The 13,345-nt window shown below is 66.5% G+C and carries 13 protein-coding genes; 5 read left to right on the top strand and 8 right to left on the bottom strand.

From position 1 onward, the window contains the following. Nucleotides 1-115: 115 nt before the first annotated feature. From P24_RS05730 to P24_RS05720, 3 genes are read left to right on the top strand one after another with little or no spacing between them, the layout of a single operon-like run. Nucleotides 116-1,615, top strand: coding sequence for a CoA-acylating methylmalonate-semialdehyde dehydrogenase (locus tag P24_RS05730; protein ID WP_008943752.1), 1,500 nt, complete (start codon nt 116-118; stop codon nt 1,613-1,615). Nucleotides 1,616-1,625: 10 nt separating this feature from the next. Continuing rightward, the gene (locus tag P24_RS05725) at nt 1,626-2,633 is read left to right on the top strand and encodes a DMT family transporter (RefSeq protein ID WP_008943751.1); all 1,008 of its coding nucleotides are present in this window, start codon (nt 1,626-1,628) and stop codon (nt 2,631-2,633) included. Then, nucleotides 2,630-3,331 carry a DUF1045 domain-containing protein gene (locus P24_RS05720; RefSeq protein ID WP_008943750.1) on the top strand — a complete coding sequence of 234 codons (702 nt, stop codon included), beginning with the start codon at nt 2,630-2,632 and terminating at the stop codon, nt 3,329-3,331. The genes P24_RS05725 and P24_RS05720 overlap by 4 nt, the downstream gene beginning before the upstream one ends. Here the strand turns inward: P24_RS05720 and P24_RS05715 are convergent. Then, nucleotides 3,328-4,086 carry a DUF1194 domain-containing protein gene (locus P24_RS05715; RefSeq protein ID WP_008943749.1) on the bottom strand — a complete coding sequence of 253 codons (759 nt, stop codon included), beginning with the start codon at nt 4,084-4,086 and terminating at the stop codon, nt 3,328-3,330. The genes P24_RS05720 and P24_RS05715 overlap by 4 nt on opposite strands. 69 nt (nt 4,087-4,155) lie before the next feature. Continuing rightward, nucleotides 4,156-4,635 carry a metallopeptidase family protein gene (locus P24_RS05710; RefSeq protein ID WP_008943748.1) on the bottom strand — a complete coding sequence of 160 codons (480 nt, stop codon included), beginning with the start codon at nt 4,633-4,635 and terminating at the stop codon, nt 4,156-4,158. Between the two features lie 14 nt (nt 4,636-4,649). On the opposite strand from P24_RS05710, the gene P24_RS05705 reads away from it, so the two are divergent. Continuing rightward, nucleotides 4,650-4,934, top strand: coding sequence for a 4a-hydroxytetrahydrobiopterin dehydratase (locus P24_RS05705; RefSeq protein WP_008943747.1), 285 nt, complete (start codon nt 4,650-4,652; stop codon nt 4,932-4,934). Between the two features lie 72 nt (nt 4,935-5,006). Here the strand turns inward: P24_RS05705 and P24_RS05700 are convergent, their stop codons facing one another. After that, the gene (locus P24_RS05700; protein ID WP_121221729.1) at nt 5,007-5,750 is read right to left on the bottom strand and encodes a Bax inhibitor-1/YccA family protein; all 744 of its coding nucleotides are present in this window, start codon (nt 5,748-5,750) and stop codon (nt 5,007-5,009) included. Nucleotides 5,751-5,969: 219 nt separating this feature from the next. Between P24_RS05700 and P24_RS05695 the strand changes: the two genes are divergently transcribed. Beyond that, on the top strand, nt 5,970-7,016 hold the full coding sequence (locus tag P24_RS05695; protein ID WP_008943745.1) for an NADP(H)-dependent aldo-keto reductase: 1,047 nt from the start codon (nt 5,970-5,972) through the stop codon (nt 7,014-7,016). On the opposite strand, the gene P24_RS05690 is transcribed toward P24_RS05695, so the two are convergent. From P24_RS05690 to P24_RS05670, 5 genes are all read right to left on the bottom strand, one after another. Then, nucleotides 7,013-9,775, bottom strand: coding sequence for a type 2 lanthipeptide synthetase LanM family protein (locus P24_RS05690; RefSeq protein ID WP_008943744.1), 2,763 nt, complete (start codon nt 9,773-9,775; stop codon nt 7,013-7,015). The genes P24_RS05695 and P24_RS05690 overlap by 4 nt on opposite strands. A gap of 23 nt (nt 9,776-9,798) precedes the next feature. Next, entirely contained in the window at nt 9,799-10,107 is a 309-nt protein-coding gene (locus P24_RS05685) for a Nif11-like leader peptide family RiPP precursor (protein WP_008943743.1), read from the bottom strand. Nucleotides 10,108-10,141: 34 nt separating this feature from the next. Further along, nucleotides 10,142-10,429: a Nif11-like leader peptide family natural product precursor gene (locus tag P24_RS05680; RefSeq protein WP_156816192.1), complete on the bottom strand. Its 288-nt coding sequence runs from the start codon at nt 10,427-10,429 to the stop codon at nt 10,142-10,144. 102 nt (nt 10,430-10,531) lie between these two features. Continuing rightward, nucleotides 10,532-10,804: a hypothetical protein gene (locus P24_RS05675; protein ID WP_008943741.1), complete on the bottom strand. Its 273-nt coding sequence runs from the start codon at nt 10,802-10,804 to the stop codon at nt 10,532-10,534. Nucleotides 10,805-10,815: 11 nt separating this feature from the next. Next, the gene (locus tag P24_RS05670) at nt 10,816-13,335 is read right to left on the bottom strand and encodes an ABC transporter permease (RefSeq protein WP_237740166.1); all 2,520 of its coding nucleotides are present in this window, start codon (nt 13,333-13,335) and stop codon (nt 10,816-10,818) included. Nucleotides 13,336-13,345: the final 10 nt, after the last annotated feature.

Here is a 13,345-nt window from a genome sequence, read left to right as displayed (position 1 = left end):
CCCGTTGTTCTTCCCCATCATGGGGCGCTATAACCAAGCCCGGACAGTCAAACAGGCAGGCCGCAGGGCGATCCCCGGATCGGACCCGGCGTCACGACAACTCGGAGGAACCCCCATGACCAAGACGCTGCAGCATTATGTGAACGGCGCACCGCTGGACGGCACGAGCGGCCGGTTCAGCGACGTGTTCAACCCGGCGACCGGTGAGGTGCAGGCCCGCGTGCCGCTGGCCACCCCGGCCGAGGTGAACAAGGTCGTCGCAGCCGCGCAGGCCGCCTTCCCGGCATGGGCCGCCGCCACGCCGCTGCGCCGCGCGCGCGTCATGTTCAAGTTCAAGGAACTGATCGAGAAGAACATGGACCGGCTTGCCGCCGCGATCACCGCGGAGCATGGCAAGACCTTCCCCGACGCGCAGGGCGAGGTGACGCGCGGCCTGGAAGTGGTCGAGTTCGCCTGCGGCATTCCGCAGCTGCTGAAGGGCGAATATACCGAGCAGGTGGGTGGCGGCATCGACGCCTGGACCATCCGCCAGCCGCTGGGCGTGGTCGCCGGCATCACCCCGTTCAATTTCCCGGCCATGGTGCCGATGTGGATGTTCCCGGTGGCGATTGCCTGCGGCAACACCTTCATCCTGAAGCCGTCGGAGCGCGATCCCTCGGCCGGTCTGATCCTGGCCGAGCTGCTGAAGGAAGCGGGCCTGCCGGACGGCGTGTTCAACGTCGTGCACGGCGACAAGCAGGCGGTGGACGCGATCCTCACCCATCCGGGCATCGAGGCGGTCAGCTTCGTCGGCTCCACCCCGATCGCCGAATATGTCTATCACACCGGCACCGCGCACAATAAGCGCGTGCAGGCGCTGGGCGGCGCGAAGAACCACATGATTGTCATGCCCGACGCCGATCTCGACCAGGCGACAGACGCGCTGATGGGCGCGGGCTACGGCTCCGCCGGTGAGCGCTGCATGGCGGTCTCCGTCGCCGTCGCCATCGGCGACAAGGTGGGCGATGCGCTGATCGACCGGCTGACGCCGAAGGTGCGCTCGCTGAAGGTCGGCCCCGGCATGGACAAGGAAGTGGAGATGGGGCCGCTGGTCACCCGCCAGCATCTGGAGAAGGTGCGCGGCTATGTCGATCAGGGCGTGAAGGAAGGTGCCAAGCTGGTGGTCGATGGCCGCGACCTGAAGCTGCAGGGCTATGAGAACGGCTTCTTCATGGGCGGCTGCCTGTTCGACAATGTCACCACCGACATGACGATCTACAAGGAGGAGATTTTCGGCCCTGTCCTCTCCGTCGTGCGCGCGCCGGACTATGAAAGCGCGGTGAAGATGGTCAACGACCATGAATTCGGCAACGGAACCGCGATCTTCACCCGCGATGGCGATGCCGCGCGCGAATTCGCCAGCCAGATCAAGGTCGGCATGGTGGGCATCAATGTGCCGATCCCGGTGCCGATGGCCTTCCATTCCTTCGGCGGCTGGAAGCGCTCGCTGTTCGGCGATCACCACATGCACGGGCCGGAAGGCGTGCGCTTCTACACCCGCATGAAGGCGATCACCCAGCGCTGGCCGACCGGCATCCGCTCCGGCGCCGAATTCATCATGCCGACGATGAAATGATCCGGGGGACGTGACCGAAACCCCAAATCCGGTGACAGGCAGCGGCCGGGCGGACCTTCCGCTCGGCCGCGTTCTGTTTGCCAACATGCTGCTGCTGGGCGTGGCAATCCTGTGGGGATCGCACATCCCGGTGCTGGATGTGCTGCTGGGCACGCTGGATGTCTGGACCGTGGCGCTGTTCCGCTACCTGATCCTGATTCCGGTGGCGATGTGCTGGCTCACCCTCTCGACGGCGCAGCCCTTCCGCCCCGCCCCGCCGAAGGATGCAGAGGCAGATGCCGGCATCCCGGCGCGCTTTCCACTGCGCCGGATCGCAATCCTGGGCATCCCCGGCGTGCTGGGCTTCGCGCTGTTCTATTCCTCGGGCATCTATTTCGCCGGACCGATCTCCGCGGCCATCATCGCCACCTGCTCGCCCGTCGTGGCGACGCTGGTGAACTGGATCATCAGCGGCACCCGTCCCGGCCGGGAAATGTGGCTGGCCATGGCCTTCGCCGTCACCGGCGGGCTGATCGCCGTGTTCAGCCGCGAGCCAGCGGGGCCGGGCCAGGATCACCGCGTGCCGGTGCTGGGCGAGGTGCTGCTGGTCTGCGGCATGATCTGCTGGAGCAGCTATTCGGTCTTCGCACAGCGCTGGCTGGCCGGCTATTCGCAGCTGCAGATCACCGGCTTCACCATGACGGCGGCGGGCACCGGCATGGTGCTGCTCTATCCCCTGCTCTGCCTCGCCGGCATCGCCCAGCTGCCCGACGCGCTGCCGCCGCTGACCATCGTGGTCGGCCTCATCTATGTGGCGCTGCTGCCCACCCTGTTCGGCACCTTCCTGTGGCATAGCGGCATTGGCATCGTCGGCGTGCCGGTGGCTGCCCTCTATATGAACTTGCTGCCGATCTTCGCCGTGCTTATCTCGATGCTGATCGGCGCCATCCCGACCACCGGCCAGATCATCGGTGGGCTGGTGGTGCTGGCCGGCGTCGCCCAGGCACAATTCCACAGACTGAAGACCCGCCCCACATGAGCGATCCCCGCTACGCCCTGTATTACTGCCCGCCCGAGGACAGTGACCTGTACCGTTTCGGCTGCCGCTGGCTGGGGCGCGATGCCGTCAGCGGCGCGCTGCGCGAACAGCCGGCGGTGGCCGGCGTCACGCCGGCGCGCCTCGCCAACGTCACCAGCGATGCCCGGCATTACGGCTTCCACGGCACGCTGAAGCCGCCCTTCCGGCTGCATCCCAAGGCGACGGAGGCGCAGCTTGTCAGCAGCGTCGGGCGGTTCGCCGCACAGCTGCGCCCCTTTATCGCGCCACCGCTGGTGCTGAAGGAGCTGTCGGGCTTCCTGGCCCTGCAATGCGCCACGCCATCGCCGGAGATCGACACGCTGGCCGCCGCCGCCGTTACCGCGCTTGACCGTTTCCGCGCGCCGGCCACGGAATCGGAGCTGGCGAAGCGGCGCGCCGCCGGGCTGAGCGACCGGCAGGAAGAGATGCTGGTGCGCTGGGGCTATCCCTATGTGATGGACCAGTTCCGCTTCCACCTGACGCTGACCTGCCGCCTGCCCGACGAGGCTGAGCGAGCCGCCTTCCGTCAGGCGCTGGAGCCGATGGTGGCGCGTTTCGCAGCCGAGCCGTTGCGCGTTGAGGCGGTCGCCCTGTTCCGCCAGGACAGCCGGGAGACACCCTTCCTGCTGACGCGCTATTTCCCGCTCAGCAAGATCTAGCGCGCGGCCAGGATAGCGGCAGGCACCCGATCATTCCGGGCGATGGGCACGTCGCTGATCTCGCGGATCAGCTTCTGCAGGATGGCGCGGGAGAAGTCGGCATAGTCGGCGGCATCGATGACGAAAGCACCGGGCCCGCCGATGACATAATCCTGATAGTGCCGGTCGAGATTCTTTTCCTCGTTCAGAATGGCAAGGCCATTCACGGTGATGCCCTGCCCGACCGCCTCGTCGCGTGCCTCGCGCACCGGATCGACGCCATTGTCGATGCCATCCCCCGACACGTCGATCACCTGCCGCAGCCCGCGATAGGGGCCGGCCGGGAACTGCCGTGACGCATAACGGATGGCATTGCCGATGGAGGTACCGCCGCCATCCACATCGCGCGGCATCATCTGCAGCGTATCGGCAAGTGCCTCGGAGGCTGCCGGACTATCGACCAGCTGCCAGGGCACGGAGACATGCTGGGCGTTGGTGCCCGCGCTGGCCCATTGCACCACCGTGACGGCAATCGCCCCCAGCGCGCCGCTGGAGATGGCCTGCTTCACGCGCTCGTCGCGGAAGGCGTGCGCCAGACCGTTGGCCATCAGGTTGAATTCGTCGAAATCGACCGAGGAGGAAGCGTCGATGGCGAGCACGAGCTGCAGATCGACGGGAATCTCCGCCCGCGCCGCGCGGGACGGCAGCAGCAGGCCAAGCGCCAGCAGGACCAGCAGCAGACAATGGCAGGAGCGGGATTGGACCAAGCGCGTCATGCCTCATGAGATAGAGGCAAAGCATGGCAGGAAAACGGTCGTCTCGCCAGAAAAGCGCGAGAGCGCCCCTCAGTCCTGCTCCTCAATGGCTTCCATATCCTCGTCGGAATAGCCGAAATGATGGCCGATCTCATGGATCAGCACATGGCGCACGATGTCCTGCAGATCCTCGCCGGTCTCGCACCAGTAATCCAGGATCGGCCGGCGGTAGAGGAAGATCATGTCCACATCCTGCGGCACGTCCAGCAGGCTGCGGTTGGTCATCGCCACGCCGCGATAGAGGCCCAGCAGATCGAAGGGCGTTTCCACCCCCATCTCCAGTTCGGTATCCTCGTCGGGGAAATCCTCGATCCGCAGTAGCACATCGCGCACATGCTGGCGCAGCGGATCGGGGATGACCTGCAGCGCGGCCAGGGCCATCTCCTCGATATCCTCAAGGCTGGGTGCCGTGGTGTGGATCGGTGTCTTCATGTGATCGACGATAGCGCGCCCGGGCTGGGCCGCCAAGCTGGCGCCGACGGGGAATTTCAGGAGTTTGGAAGCAGCCATGGAGGTCTTTTCGGATGGTACAGCGACTGACGGATACGGAAATCGACGCGGCGTTGAAGGAACTGGCGGGATGGCGGCGGGTTGAGGGGCGATCCGCAATCGCCCGCAGCTTCAAATTCGCCGATTTCAATCAGGCTTTCGGCTTCATGGCAAGAATCGCCCTGATGGCCGAGAAGCTGGATCATCACCCGGAATGGTCGAACGTCTATAACCGGGTGGAGATTACGCTGACGACGCATGATGCCGGCGGGATCAGCGCGCGCGACCTGAAGCTGGCGCGCTTCATCGACAGCCTCTGAGCACCGCCCGAAAAGAGGAGGCCGCCCGGATATCCGGACGGCCCCTTCCCATTCGTCTTATTGGGCGGTCTGCTACTCGCGCTGCGTACCGAACAGCTGCAGCAACATGACGAACATGTTGATGAAGTTCAGGTACAGCGACAGCGCGCCCATCAGCGCCTTCTTGCCGGCGATCTCGCTGCCGTCCAGCTCGACATACAGTTCCTTGATGCGCTGCGTGTCCCAGGCGGTCAGGCCGGTGAACACGATGACGCCGATCACCGAGATGGCGAACTGCAGCGCCGTCGAACCGACGAAGATGTTGACCACCGACGCGATGATGATGCCGATCAGCCCCATGAACATGAAGGAGCCGAGGCGCGACAGGTCACGCTTCGTGGTGTAGCCGTACAGGCTGGTCGCGGCGAACATGCCGGCGGTGATGAAGAACACGCGCGCCACGCTCTCGCCGGTGAAGACCAGCAGGATCGAGGACAGCGACAGACCCATCACGGCCGCGTAGGCCCAGAACACCATCTGCGCCGTGGCGTAGGACATGCGGTTGATGCCCATCGACAGGCCGAACACGAAGGCCAGCGGCGCCAGCATCACCACCCACTTCAGCGGCGAGGCATACAGCGTCATGCCCAGATCGGTCAGTGCCAGCGGGCTCCAGCTCTCCACGGCCATCTGCGCGACGGCGTAGGCGACGATACCCGTCAGCGCCAGGCCGCTGGCCATGTAGTTGTAAACCTTGAGCATATGGGCGCGAAGCCCGGCATCGATGTCCGCCGAAAGTGCTTCCGCCCGGTTCATATACTGCTTTTGAGTATCCATCGCTTCCCTCTGCTATGCGGTGGACGCAAACTGCATCTGATGTAGGCGAATTGCTCCACGGCTTCAATAGATATAGGACCGCAGAAGGCCGATTTAAGGGCGCGCCGCTTTCTCGGCGCTTGCAACCCGCCCTCAGGCCGCTATACCGGATACCGACTTACCGCGCCGGACCTTCCGTACCGACGTGCCAGCCTTCATCCCGTGAGGAGACCATCCGCCATGGAAAAGCGCCGCCTTGGCCGTACCGACATCGAGGTCAGCGTCATCTGCCTCGGCACCATGACTTTCGGTGAACAGAACACCGAGGCCGAGGGGCATACCCAGCTCGATTACGCGCTGGATCACGGCGTGACCTTCATCGACACGGCGGAAATGTATCCGGTGCCGCCCAGCGGCAAGACCTATGGTGCCACCGAGGAAATCGTCGGCAACTGGATCACCGCCCGCAAGAACCGCGACAAGTTCGTGCTGGCGACGAAGGTGGTGGGCGCCAGCCGCAAGGGCTTTGAGCATATAAGGGGCGGCCAGGCGAAGCTGGACCGCAAGAATATCCATCAGGCCATCGACGATTCGCTGCGCCGGCTGAAGACCGACTATGTCGATCTGTACCAGCTGCACTGGGCCGACCGGCAGACCAACACCGCCGGCCAGTTCGGCTATGTCCACAAGGAATCGCCCGGCGCCACCCCGATCGAGGAGACGCTGGAGGCGCTGGCCGAGATCGTGAAAGCCGGCAAGGTGCGCGCCGTCGGCCTGTCGAACGAGACGCCCTGGGGCGTGCATGCCTTTCTGCGCGCCGCAGAGCAGCTGAACCTGCCGCGCGTTGTCAGCATCCAGAATGCCTACAGCCTGCTCTACCGGCCGTTCGAGATCGGCCTGTCGGAAATGGCGATCCATGAGAATGTCGGGCTGCTCGCCTTCTCGCCGCTCGCCATGGGTGCGCTCAGCGGCAAATATCTCGGCGGTGCGATTCCGCAGGGCTCGCGCATGGACCGGTATTTCTCGCGCTATGGCCGTTATATCGCGCCGAAGCCGATGGCGGTGACCGAGAAGCTGGTGGCGCTGGCAAAGGAAAACGGCCTCAGCCCGACGCATATGGCACTGGCCTATGTGAACAGCCGGCCCTTCGTGACCGCGAACATCATTGGCTCCACCAGCGTCGAGCAGCTGGCCGAGAATATCGGCAGCGCCGATGTTGCCCTGTCGGACACGGTGCTGAAGGGCATCGAGGCGATCCTGAACGAGGAGCCGATGCCGGTTCTCTAACCCAGCGCGGGGAGCAGGACGGGCGGCGCCAGTTTCGGCACCTCCGCCTGCACCAGCGCCAGGACGATCCCCGCCACGCCCTTGAACAGGCAGGGGTCGGGCGCCGCGAAGGGCAGCGCGTCGCTCCACAGGCCCGGCCTGTCACCGGACCAGCGCAGCCGGGCCGCTTCCGCCAGCGCCGTATCCTCCACCCCGGCCAGCCCGAGCACGGACAACCGGCCAGCCAGCCCGCAACACAGATCGCCGGCTTCCCCGGCGGGATCGGCAGCGGTGGTTGCGAGCGCCCGTGCCAGCTCCGTCCGGCGCTCCGCGAAGCCCTCCGGCGCCAGCCTCAGCAACGCCGCGCGCGCCAGCGCCACACCCGGCGCGCCATGGCACCAGGCGGTCGAAGGGCGACCTTTCCCGTTGGGGTCCGGCCAGTTGCCCGTATCGGCATTGAACAGCCGGTCCTCCGGTAGCAGGGCGGCCTGTGCCGCCGCGAGATAGCGCTGCTGTCCCGTCGCGTTGAAGGCAGAGGCCAGCGCCACCGCCATGCCGGACTGGCCATGCGCCAGCCCCGCCACCGGCTGACCGCGCCGGGGACGCCAGAGAAGTGCGTCCTCATCTTCCGTCGCCAAGGCGAGCAGCCGGTCCGCCCAGCGCGCCATCAGCATGGGCAGCGCGGCATTCCCGGTCCGGCGTGCCAGCAGGTGCAGCGCCGGTAACAGCCCGGCGATACCGTCATAGAAGTCGAAGGAGGAGACCGCCGCCGGATCACCCAACCGGTCCGCCAGTGCCTGCGCATTCGCGACATAACCGGGTTCTTCCAGCAGATCGCCGGCCCAGACCAGCGCGGCGATCATGCCGCCCAGGCCGACCGCATGACCGGCACCGAACGCCTGCGCCAGCGATTGCGCTGTCCCATCCGCCGCGAGATGGCGCAGTGGCAGCAGCGCCTTGGCCGCAAGGTTCAGCCAGTCAGACCGCCCCCGGTGCCGGCCAGCCGCCACCAGCGCCAGCGCGATACCGGCACTGCCGTGGTAGAGGCCGTGGCCGGCGACGCGAAACGAAATCGGCAATTCCTCATGCGGGCGCAGCCAGTCCACCCCGCCATCGCCGCGCGGAATCGCTCCCGCCGCCAGCCACCCCGCCAGCCGGTCCAGCAGATCGCCCTCCACAGGCAGAGGCGTGGGGGCAAAGGCGCCGCGCAGGATGGCCGTGTGTCGCGCCAACGTCTTTTCGTCCAGCCCCCCTATGGCCTGCCTTGCCGCCTCCAGCGGCGACCGGTCGCCCAGCCTTCCGACCGGCGCGCCAGCGGATTCGGAGAGGATGCCCTCGGACGGGCTGAACAGGAAGGCCGGCACATCTCCCCGGCCGAGCGCCGCCGCCTCTGCCGCCAGCAGCCGTTGCCAGTCGGCCTCCGCGATACCCGGCAGGGCCGGACGGGCGATGCGCGCCGCCTGCCGCTCCACCGCGTCGGGCATGGCCATCATGTCCGGCTCGCGCAGCCGGACCAGCAGCCGTCGGTAGGAGTCCGTCGGCAGTGCGACGAAACGGCAGCGCGCATCGGCAAAACCGGCCAGCGGCCCATCTTCAGCGAGAAAATCGGCGCGCTGCGCCAGCATTGCCTCCAACGCCTGCCGGTAGCCTTCCTGCAATGCCGGCAGATGCGCGCGTATATCCTGCTCCGCGCCGCCAAGGCGCGGCAGGCAAGGTTCCTCCGGCTGGCGCAGAATGTCCGCGCGGCGAATCCAGTCGGTGCCAGTATGACGGAAGCCGTGATCCGGCAGCGGCACCGGCGGCAGCGGCGGCCCGCCGGAACCGATATTGCGCCACTGCCCCTCACCCAGCGGCAGCAGGAAGGGCAGCAGCCCGCTCTCCATGAAGGGCGGCGGGTCGGACAGGCGTTTCAGCCAGTCTGGCATCGCGTCCGGCGCCAGCAGGCATTCCAGATCGACGATGACCGGATAGGCGCCCGCCGCGATCAGGTTCTCGGAATGGATATCGGTGCCGCGCATCAGGCCAAGCACCGCCATCAGCATGCCGAGTCGGCGGTAGAATGCCGCCACCTCGCCTTCGTCGCGGCTATCGGCGGGGGTGACCCATTCCATCCAGCCATGCGTGCCGCGATCCAGCACGCGCGGCAGGCGCTGATCCGGCAAGGCGGGATTGCGCACCGCCAGCCAGCGCAGCACACCGGCGAATCCGGCCTCCGCCGCCAGCGAGCGTGGCTTGTAGGCCAGCTTGGTACCGTCCGCGAAGTCGATACTGGCAACCATGCGCCCCTGCGCATGCGGATCGGACAGACCGAACCCGATAGACGAAAGCGCCGGCACGCCTTCCGCCCAGCCTGGCATGAAGCCGCGCAAGGCGGCGCGATCCGCCTGCAGCCGCACCGCCAGCTCCAGCGCGGTGGCGGAATGATGCTCGATGAGAAGGGTCAGCGCCGTGTCGAGGCCGGGGTAAAAACACCGCAAATCATCAAGGCCGCCAGCTTCCATGCCAGCGGCAAAGGCTGCGTAGGTGGTGCGGGACACATCCTCCGGCGGTTCGTCGAGCAGGAGAGAGATTGGCGGCGGCGCGGGACGGGCCTTGTCGAACGCCGCGAACAGAACCGGCGCTGCAAGGGTGCACAGCCGTTCCAGCAGGAAGGGACGCAGGCCCTCGCACACCACCCGCCCGACTGTCGCGTCCACCCCCGACACTTCCGTGGCCAGATTAAACTCCTCCAGCGCACTGTCGCACAGCGGCCGGAGGATATCCTCGAACGGCTTTGTCACTCAGGCGGCAAGGAAATACGGGCTCAGAACCAGTTTTCGGTGAACTTGCCGGTGCACATGCAATAGCAGCCCTTGGTGGTCATGCAGTAGGGCGAGCCGCCGCCGGACACCGCTTCCAGCGCGGCATCGTCCAGCTCGTCATCCGGGCCGGCCTTGCTGGCCGTCATCTGCGCCTTGATCTGCTCGGCGGAGATATCGATGCCCTTCGATTTGGCGATGCCGGCCAGCGCCTCGGCGGCGTCGCCCATTTCCTTATGACCGGACAGCTTGTCGAGCAGTGCCTTGTCCGACTTCACGGCTGCCTTCAGCGCCTCGAATGCCTGATTTGCCATTACCTTCCTCCCTGTCGGCTTTTTTGGCCTACCGTCACTTGGTGAAAATGCAGTAGCAGCCCTTGGTGAACATGCAATAGGGCGAGCCGCCGCCGGACACCGCTTCCAGTGCTGCATCGTCGAGCTCGTCGTCCGGGCCGGCCTTGCTGGCCGTCATCTGTGCCTTGATCTGATCAGCATTCAGCGCAATGCCCTTCTGCGCGGCAACGCCGGCCAGAAACTCTGCGACATCGCCCACTTCCTTCACGCCGGACAGTTTCTGGACCAGTGCCGGATCGGCTTCGACACTCTTCTTCAGGCTCTCGAAATTCTGCTGCGACATGATGATTTCCGCCCTCAAACCAATGATGGCGGGCAGCATATCGCAACCGGAAAATGCAGACAATTGACTGTTTTTTAAGAAAAAATGGTGACAGCGATCAGATCAGAGTGTGATCGAGCGGGCCTCCGCTTGCCCTGTATCGGCGGTATCGGGCACACCCTCATCCGGCACCTTGCGCGGAATGACGATGTTGCCGTCCTTGTCGAAATAGGGGACGCCATAGCGCTGCACTTCCTCGGCAAGATCGCGCAGGGCCTCGACCGCCTTCGTCATCCCTTCGCGCAGCGTCTCCACCGGATTGCCGGAAGGTTCCTCGGCGCGCGCCTGCGGGACAGCAGCTGTCAGAAGCAGGGCCGCCAGTATCAGAACGCGCATGTCCGCCTCCCTTATTCGTTGCGCAGCAGCGGGGCCGCCTTCTGGCCCAGCGCCCGCCAGGTCCCGGCAAGACCCAGTGCGACGGTAATGACCGTACACAGCAATGATGTCCAAATCACGACACCGGGCGCGAACACGAAGTCGGAACGCATGACGAAGACCAGCACCGCCCAGGCGACGATGGTGCCGACGACAGAGGCGATCAGCGCCACCATCGCTCCCAGCAGGCCGTATTCCAGCAGGAAGGCCGCCAGCACGTCGCGCCGCGTCGCCCCCAGCACCTTCAGCACCACCGCGTCATAGACCCGGCGGTGATGGCCGGCGACCACCGCCCCACCCAGCACCAGCGTGCCGGCGAGGATGGCGACCGAGGCGGTGATCCGCACCGCCTGCCCGACCGCCTCCAGAATCTGGTTCGCGGCCTCCAGCGCGTCCTTCACGCGGATCGCATTCACATTCGGCAGCTCGTCGGTGACGGCGCGCTGCACCGCCTCCTCGGCCGCCGGACCATCGGTGTTCACCGTGGCGATGATGGTATGGGGTGCAGCCTCCATCGTGCCCGGCGCGAAGATGATGACGAAGTTGATCGACAGATTGCCCCAGTCGATCCGGCGCAGATTGCCGATGGTCGCGGTGATGTCCCGGCCCAGCACATTGATCGTCAGCGTGTCGCCGATGCCGATGCCCATGCCGGCGGCGATCTCCGCATCGAAGGAGATCAGCGGCGGCCCCTTGTAATCCTCCGGCCACCAGTCGCCGGCGACGATCTGCGTTCCCGGCGGCGGGGCGGCGGCATAGGTCAGGCCACGGTCGCCGCGCAGCACCCAGCGCACCTCCGGATCGACGGTCACCTGGTCGGAAGGCACGCCATTGATGGCAGAGACGCGGCCGCGCACCATCGGCGTCCGTTCGACCTTGCTGATGCCCGGCACCGCATCGACGGTCTGCTGGAAGCGGTCGATCTGGTTCGGCTGGATATCGATGAAGAAATAGCTGGGTGCCTGCTCCGGCAACTGCTCGGTCACCTGCCGCGCCATATTGGCCTGGGTCAGCGCCACCGCGACCAGCACGGTGATGCCCAGCCCCAGCGAAAGCGCAATGCTGGCGGTCGGCGCGCCCGGCCGGTGCAGATTGGCCAGCGCCAGCCGCAGCGTCGGCTGGCGCGGACGCCCCGCCGCCGCGACGCCCAGCATCAGCAGACGCGCCGCCCCCAGGAAGATGAGGACGGCACCGATGGCGCCAAGCACGAACCAGCCGGCCAGCACCCGCTCATTGGAGGAGAAGATGGCAAGCGCCGCCAAAGCCACCGCCGACAGGCCGAGCGCCAGGATATAGGGCAGGCCGACCCGGCCGCCCTCGCCGCTGACCAGCTGGCGGAACAGGCCCGCCGGGCGGATGTCCTTCGCCTTCGCCAGCGGCCAGAGCGAGAAGGCCAGCGCCGTCAGCAGGCCGAACAGGCCGGCGAGCGCCAGCGGACCGGCATAGAGTGCCGGCGCCACCTGCACCGGGATCAGCTGGTTCAGCACCGCCGCCGCAGCATAGGGCAGCGCCGCGCCCAGCACCAGCCCGGCGGCGATTCCGGCCAGCGCCAGGATCATGACCAGCGACAGGTAGGTGCGGAACACCACCGCGCCTTCGGCACCCAGGCATTTCAGCGTGGCGATGGTGGTGGATTTGCCGTCCAGATAGCTCTTCACCGCATTGCCGACGCCGACGCCGCCGACCAGCAGCGCGGTCAGCCCGACCAGCGTCAGGAACTGCGCCACCCGGTCGATGAAGCGCCGCAGGCCCGGCGCCGCTTCGCTCAGGCCGCGCACGCGCCAGCCATTCTCGGCGGCATAGCGGTCGCGGAAGTCCCGCATCCAGGCGGCATGGTCGGTGCCGGCAGGCAGCACGAGGCGGTAATGATAGTCGATCAGCGTGCCAGGCTGGATAAGGCCGGTCGCCTCCAGCGCGTCGCGGGCGATCATCACACGCGGCCCGAAGCTGGCGAAGCTGACCGCGCGGTCCGGCTCGCGCAGGATCGTGGCCCGCACCTCGACATCCAGCTCGCCGACGCGGAGCCTGTCACCCAGAGCAAGTCCCAGACGGTCGAGCAAATTGGGTTCGATGACCGCCCCCCAGACGCCGCCGCGATTGGCGAGCGCCTCTTCCAGCGGCACGGCGGGGTCGAGTTCCATGGCGCCGATGAGCGGATAGGCGCCGTCCACCGCCTTCAGTTCGGAGAGCGAGCGCTGGTCACCGTTCGGATTGCGCGCCATCGCCCGCATGTCGGCGACATGCGACAATCGTCCTTGCGTTTGCAGATAGGCCAGCGCCTCCGGCGTGATCGGCCGGTGCACCGATTCGACATCGACACTGCCGCCCAGGATCTGGCTGGCATCGGCGCGCAGGCCGGCCAGCAGCGATTCGGAGACGGAGCCGACACCGGCAATCGCCGCCACGCCCAGCATCAGGCAGGCGAGGAAGATGCGGAAGCCTTTCAGCCCGCCGCGCAGCTCGCGCCGGGCAAAGCGCAACCAGACTGGCATCCCCCAAACT

This window comes from Oceanibaculum indicum P24 (assembly GCF_000299935.1).
Taxonomy (GTDB): Bacteria; Pseudomonadota; Alphaproteobacteria; order Oceanibaculales; family Oceanibaculaceae; genus Oceanibaculum; species Oceanibaculum indicum.
The sequence above is the reverse complement of the archived record's forward strand: the minus strand, read 5'-3'. Positions and strand labels throughout refer to the sequence as shown.

What these genes read in the sequence shown, in the direction of transcription:
- P24_RS05730 (WP_008943752.1), top strand. Translation starts at nt 116, where the DNA reads ATGACCAAGACGCTGCAGCATTATGTGAACGGCGCACCGCTGGACGGC.
- P24_RS05720 (WP_008943750.1), top strand. Translation starts at nt 2,630, where the DNA reads ATGAGCGATCCCCGCTACGCCCTGTATTACTGCCCGCCCGAGGACAGT.
- P24_RS05715 (WP_008943749.1), bottom strand. Translation starts at nt 4,086, where the DNA reads ATGACGCGCTTGGTCCAATCCCGCTCCTGCCATTGTCTGCTGCTGGTC.
- P24_RS05710 (WP_008943748.1), bottom strand. Translation starts at nt 4,635, where the DNA reads ATGGCTGCTTCCAAACTCCTGAAATTCCCCGTCGGCGCCAGCTTGGCG.
- P24_RS05705 (WP_008943747.1), top strand. Translation starts at nt 4,650, where the DNA reads ATGGTACAGCGACTGACGGATACGGAAATCGACGCGGCGTTGAAGGAA.
- P24_RS05700 (WP_121221729.1), bottom strand. Translation starts at nt 5,750, where the DNA reads ATGGATACTCAAAAGCAGTATATGAACCGGGCGGAAGCACTTTCGGCG.
- P24_RS05695 (WP_008943745.1), top strand. Translation starts at nt 5,970, where the DNA reads ATGGAAAAGCGCCGCCTTGGCCGTACCGACATCGAGGTCAGCGTCATC.
- P24_RS05685 (WP_008943743.1), bottom strand. Translation starts at nt 10,107, where the DNA reads ATGGCAAATCAGGCATTCGAGGCGCTGAAGGCAGCCGTGAAGTCGGAC.
- P24_RS05680 (WP_156816192.1), bottom strand. Translation starts at nt 10,429, where the DNA reads ATGTCGCAGCAGAATTTCGAGAGCCTGAAGAAGAGTGTCGAAGCCGAT.
- P24_RS05675 (WP_008943741.1), bottom strand. Translation starts at nt 10,804, where the DNA reads ATGCGCGTTCTGATACTGGCGGCCCTGCTTCTGACAGCTGCTGTCCCG.
- P24_RS05670 (WP_237740166.1), bottom strand. Translation starts at nt 13,335, where the DNA reads ATGCCAGTCTGGTTGCGCTTTGCCCGGCGCGAGCTGCGCGGCGGGCTG.